General features: G+C 50.7%; 6 protein-coding genes. All 6 read left to right on the plus strand.

The features are described from left to right. Nucleotides 1–1,058, plus strand: a 1,058-nt coding sequence (locus AQR02_RS08770) for a bifunctional homocysteine S-methyltransferase/methylenetetrahydrofolate reductase (RefSeq protein WP_082451742.1), incomplete at its 5' end; no start/stop codon positions are given. A 38-nt stretch (nt 1,059–1,096) separates the two neighbouring features. After that, nucleotides 1,097–1,993, plus strand: a complete 897-nt coding sequence (locus AQR02_RS08775) for a YicC/YloC family endoribonuclease (protein WP_054940238.1) — start codon at nt 1,097–1,099, stop codon at nt 1,991–1,993. 50 nt (nt 1,994–2,043) lie between these two features. Continuing rightward, the gene (gene remA / locus AQR02_RS08780; protein ID WP_006209218.1) at nt 2,044–2,304 is read left to right on the plus strand and encodes an extracellular matrix/biofilm regulator RemA; all 261 of its coding nucleotides are present in this window, start codon (nt 2,044–2,046) and stop codon (nt 2,302–2,304) included. A gap of 18 nt (nt 2,305–2,322) precedes the next feature. Further along, the gene (gmk, locus tag AQR02_RS08785) at nt 2,323–2,892 is read left to right on the plus strand and encodes a guanylate kinase (RefSeq protein WP_054940239.1); all 570 of its coding nucleotides are present in this window, start codon (nt 2,323–2,325) and stop codon (nt 2,890–2,892) included. Nucleotides 2,893–2,946: 54 nt separating this feature from the next. After that, nucleotides 2,947–3,147, plus strand: coding sequence for a DNA-directed RNA polymerase subunit omega (gene rpoZ, locus AQR02_RS08790; RefSeq protein ID WP_054940240.1), 201 nt, complete (start codon nt 2,947–2,949; stop codon nt 3,145–3,147). A 332-nt stretch (nt 3,148–3,479) separates the two neighbouring features. Next, on the plus strand, nt 3,480–4,610 hold a 1,131-nt coding region (coaBC, locus tag AQR02_RS08795), incomplete at its 3' end, for a bifunctional phosphopantothenoylcysteine decarboxylase/phosphopantothenate--cysteine ligase CoaBC (RefSeq protein ID WP_054940241.1).

Consider the following 4,610-nt stretch of genomic DNA (forward strand, 5'->3'; position numbering starts at 1 on the left):
CTACACCGCAGCATATTGCTGAAATTTCTGCAGCGCTGCGCGGATATGTTCTGCAGCCTCTCCCGGAGCCGGCGGTGAAACGAAGCGCAGAGAGCATTACGGTACATGAGCCTCTTGGGGAAGACAGGGACCGGAACGGCGGAGAACCGAACCTGGTTGATCTGGTTAAAGAGCGTCATACCGTGATTGTAGAGCTGGACCCTCCGCGTGATCTGGATATCACCAAGTTTATGAAAGGTGCAGAAGCGCTGCGCAGAGCAGGTGCTGATGCGCTGACGCTGGCCGATAATTCCCTGGCCGTGACCCGGATGAGCAACATGGCGCTCGGATCTCTGGTACAGACCCGTACCGGACTGCGCCCCCTGGTTCATGTTGCCTGCCGTGACCGCAATCTAATCGGAACACAATCCCATCTGATGGGCTTCGATGCGCTGGGTATTGACCATGTGCTGGCTGTGACCGGAGATCCGGCAAGGTTCGGCGATTTACCGGGGTCGAGCTCGATTTATGATCTGACCTCCTTCGAGATCATCCGGATGATTAAGCAGCTCAACGACGGCATTGCTTTTTCCGGTAAACCGCTCAAGCAGAAGGCGAAATTTGTGATCGGGGCTGCGTTTAATCCGAATGTGAAGCATTTGGACAAGGCAGTGGAACGTCTCGAGAAGAAAATCGCCTCAGGCGCTGATTATATTATGACTCAGCCGGTGTATGATCCGGAGCTGATTGCCCGCATTGCCAAAGCCACCGCACATCTGGATATTCCGATCTTCATCGGAATTATGCCGCTGGCGAGCGGACGGAATGCTGAATATCTGCATAATGAAGTGCCTGGAATTCAGCTCTCGGACGAAGTACGCAGACGTATGCAGGGGCTTGAAGGAGAGACTGGCCGCGCGGAAGGTGTAGCTATCGCCAAAGAGCTGCTGGATGCAGCGACAGCACATTTTTACGGCATATATTTAATGACACCCTTTATGTTCTATGATATGAGTGTGCAGCTGCTGGAATATATTTGGACGAAGCAAGGACGCAAATTGTCCCCCTTGTTTCGGTAGTAATAATCAATTACAATAGTGTAATGGATGTGATTCCGTTGTCATTTAGCATGACCGGATACGGTCAATCATCCCTGCAATTCGGCGGTTACAAGATAACGTTCGAAGTCAAATCGGTGAATAACCGTTACTGCGAAGTTGTGCTGCGGATGCCCCGGGATTGGACGGTTTATGAGGATAGGCTGCGAAGAATAGTTCAAAGTCATATCAAACGGGGACGGGTAGATGTCATCATTAATAGGGAAGTCACTGAAGAGGCTGCTTCCTTACAGGTTTTAAACCGTAATGCGGTGAAGTCCTACCTGAAGTCAGCGGAAGTGCTGAAGGATGAGTTCGGACTACCGGGAGAGTTGACTTTACGTGATATACTTTCTATGCCCGGGGTTATGGAACTTAAGGATGGACCGGCGGACGAAACGTCCGGTTCTGCCGACGATTGCTCCGAGATACTTGCACAGGGATTGACGCAGAGCCTGCAGTCGCTGCTCCAGATGCGTGCCCGTGAAGGAAGCTATCTTGCTGCTGACTTGTTCAGCAGGCTTGGCCATCTTGAAGAGCTTCAGGCAAGAATGGCTGCGCTTGCCCCAGCTGTTGTAAGTGAATACCGAGACAAGCTAAGGCTGCGGCTAAGTGAACTGAATGACGGAACGTTCCCTTTTGAAGAGCATAAATTCGGAATGGAAATTGCTATCTTTGCCGACCGCTGTAACATTGATGAAGAGCTTACCCGGCTGTACAGTCATTTTGAACAATGCAGGACTCTGCTGAACGGTAGCGAGCCGGCAGGACGCAAACTGGACTTTCTCATCCAGGAGATGAACAGGGAGACGAATACAATCGGGTCGAAATGCAATCATCTGACTCTGGTGAACCTCACACTTGAGATGAAGGCTGAGCTGGAGAAGATTCGTGAGCAAGCGGCGAATATTGAATAACAGGAATCTGTATACGCGAAGATGTAACTTATGGGGGGAACAACCGGAACATGGCAATTAAATTAATCAACATCGGCTTTGGGAATATCGTATCGGCCAACCGTATTATTTCCATTGTCAGCCCGGAATCTGCACCGATTAAACGTATTATCCAGGAAGCGAGAGACCGGCATATGCTGATTGACGCTACCTATGGCCGCCGGACGCGCGCCGTCATTATCACAGACAGCGATCATGTCATTCTGTCGGCCGTTCAGCCGGAGACTGTGGCACACCGCTTATCCAGCAAAGATGACGATAACGACGAATAACAACAATTGGAGTGTACTATGTCAAAAGGATTGCTGATCATTTTATCCGGACCTTCCGGCGTTGGCAAAGGCACAGTGTGTACAGCACTACGGCCGAAAATGCCCGACCTTGTCTATTCCGTTTCCGCCACCACCCGTAGTCCGCGTGAAGGCGAAGAGAACGGCGTCAATTATTTTTTCAAGAGCAGAGAGCAGTTTGCGGCGATGATTGAAGCCGACCAGCTGCTGGAGTATGCGGAGTACGTAGGCAATTATTACGGTACTCCGCGTGATTTTGTGGAGCGGACACTTGAGAGCGGAAGAGATATTATTCTGGAAATCGAGGTTCAGGGAGCACTCAAAGTCAAAGAGAAATTTCCCGAAGGAATCTTTGTATTCCTGCTGCCGCCATCGATGGACGAACTCAAGGACCGTATCCGCGGGCGCGGTACGGAGCATCCTGATGTGATTAACCACCGTATGTCCGTGGCGGAGGATGAGATTGGCCTGATCCGGCATTACGACTACGCCGTAGTGAATGATGAGATTGATCTCGCCTGCAAGCGCATAGAAAGCATTATTATCGCCGAACATTGTAAGGTAAGATGATATGCACTACAAGAATGGATCATATTTACAGTAAAAGATGAAGAGGTGTCTTACGTGCTATATCCATCTATTGATGAAATGATGACTAAGGTTGACAGCAAGTACTCGCTGGTTGTCGCTGCAGCCCGCCGGGCAAGAGCACTCCGCGAAGGCGGCAAAACGGATGTTAAATCGCCGAAATCGCACAAATTCGTTGGTGTGGCGCTGGAAGAAATCTATGAAGACCGCATTGTAGTAACCCGCGGCGAAGAGTAGTCCGGGAAGCCTGCTATGCCTACAGTAGAAACGGTCACCGCCAGCTTCATTTACGGCGCAGCCGTTTCTTCTTCTGTTAGCAGGGCTTGTATTGTATAATGCTATATGTAGCCCGTGCAGGGCTGATCCTGACAACCGGAAGGTTGTTATTTTTTTAAGAATCCGTTAATTTTTAGTTGATAATGATTTCCTGCATGTCCCGCAAGAAACGGGTGCCGTCCTTTGCCTAAGGCGACGCAGCCGTTTCTTCTTGCCGGAATATGAAGTCTTTAGGATATTTTTTTATAGCCGGTTCATATGCTTCTTACAGGTTTGGAACAGGGGGGATTAAGTTGAACAGCTTACAAGGCAAAACCATCATCCTTGGAGTTACAGGAGGGATCGCAGCCTACAAGGCGGCGGCCTTGACCAGCAAGCTAGCCCAAAAAGGAGCCGAGGTTCATGTCATTATGACGTCTTCGGCCAAGCAGTTTATTACCGAACTGACGTTTCAGTCGCTGTCCAAACAGCGGGTGTACAGTGATACCTTCCAGGAGCGCGACCCGGCATCTATTTCTCATATAGATCTTGCCGGTTCTGCTGATCTGGTTCTGATTGCTCCGGCCACGGCCAATATTATTGCTAAAATGGCGCATGGGCTGGCTGATGATATGCTGTCCACCACGCTGCTTGCAACTACAGCGCCAGTTATGATCGCACCGGCAATGAATGTTCACATGTACCAGCATCCGGCCGTACTCAGCAATATGAACACACTTGCCGCCCGTGGTGTGCAGTTTATCGAACCGGGCGAAGGCCTGCTGGCCTGCGGTTATGTGGGCAAAGGGAGGCTGGAGGAGCCGGAAACGATTGTCCGCGTGGTCGAGGATTTCTTTGCTCTCCAGGCAGTCAACCTAAAGGGGCCTTTAGCCGGTAAAAAAGTGATTGTTACCGCCGGTGGAACGGTAGAAAGGATTGATCCGGTCCGCTATATCTCTAATGATTCTTCCGGTAAAATGGGCTTTGCCATTGCCCGTGCCGCACGGGCAATGGGTGCGGAAGTTACCCTGATTGCTGCACGGACCGATGAAGCACCGCCGCAGGATCCTGAGATCTCATTAATCCGGGTGGAATCAGCACAGTCCATGCTGGAGGCCGTCACCAGCCGGTGGGATGAGTGCGATATTCTGATCAAAGCTGCCGCAGTGGCTGATTACCGTCCGGTGCACAGTGCTGACTCGAAAATTAAAAAAAGCGGAGATACGATGACGCTTGAACTGGTCAAGACAACCGATATTCTGGAGACTCTGGGGAAAATGAAAGACGGCCAGTTCCTGGTCGGATTTGCCGCTGAAACCGGCAACGCCGAATTTTATGCTAAGGATAAGCTGGTCCGCAAAAATCTGGATCTTATCGTTGCCAATGATGTGTCCAAGGAAGGCGCCGGCTTCGGCACGGACACCAACATTGTATCCATCTACGAT

It is taken from the genome of Paenibacillus ihuae, from assembly GCF_001368795.1.
Lineage (GTDB): Bacteria > Bacillota > Bacilli > Paenibacillales > Paenibacillaceae > Paenibacillus_AQ > Paenibacillus_AQ ihuae.

Coding starts and splice junctions, on each gene's coding strand:
- remA (WP_006209218.1), top strand. CDS start 2,044: ATGGCAATTAAATTAATCAACATCGGCTTTGGGAATATCGTATCGGCC.
- gmk (WP_054940239.1), top strand. CDS start 2,323: ATGTCAAAAGGATTGCTGATCATTTTATCCGGACCTTCCGGCGTTGGC.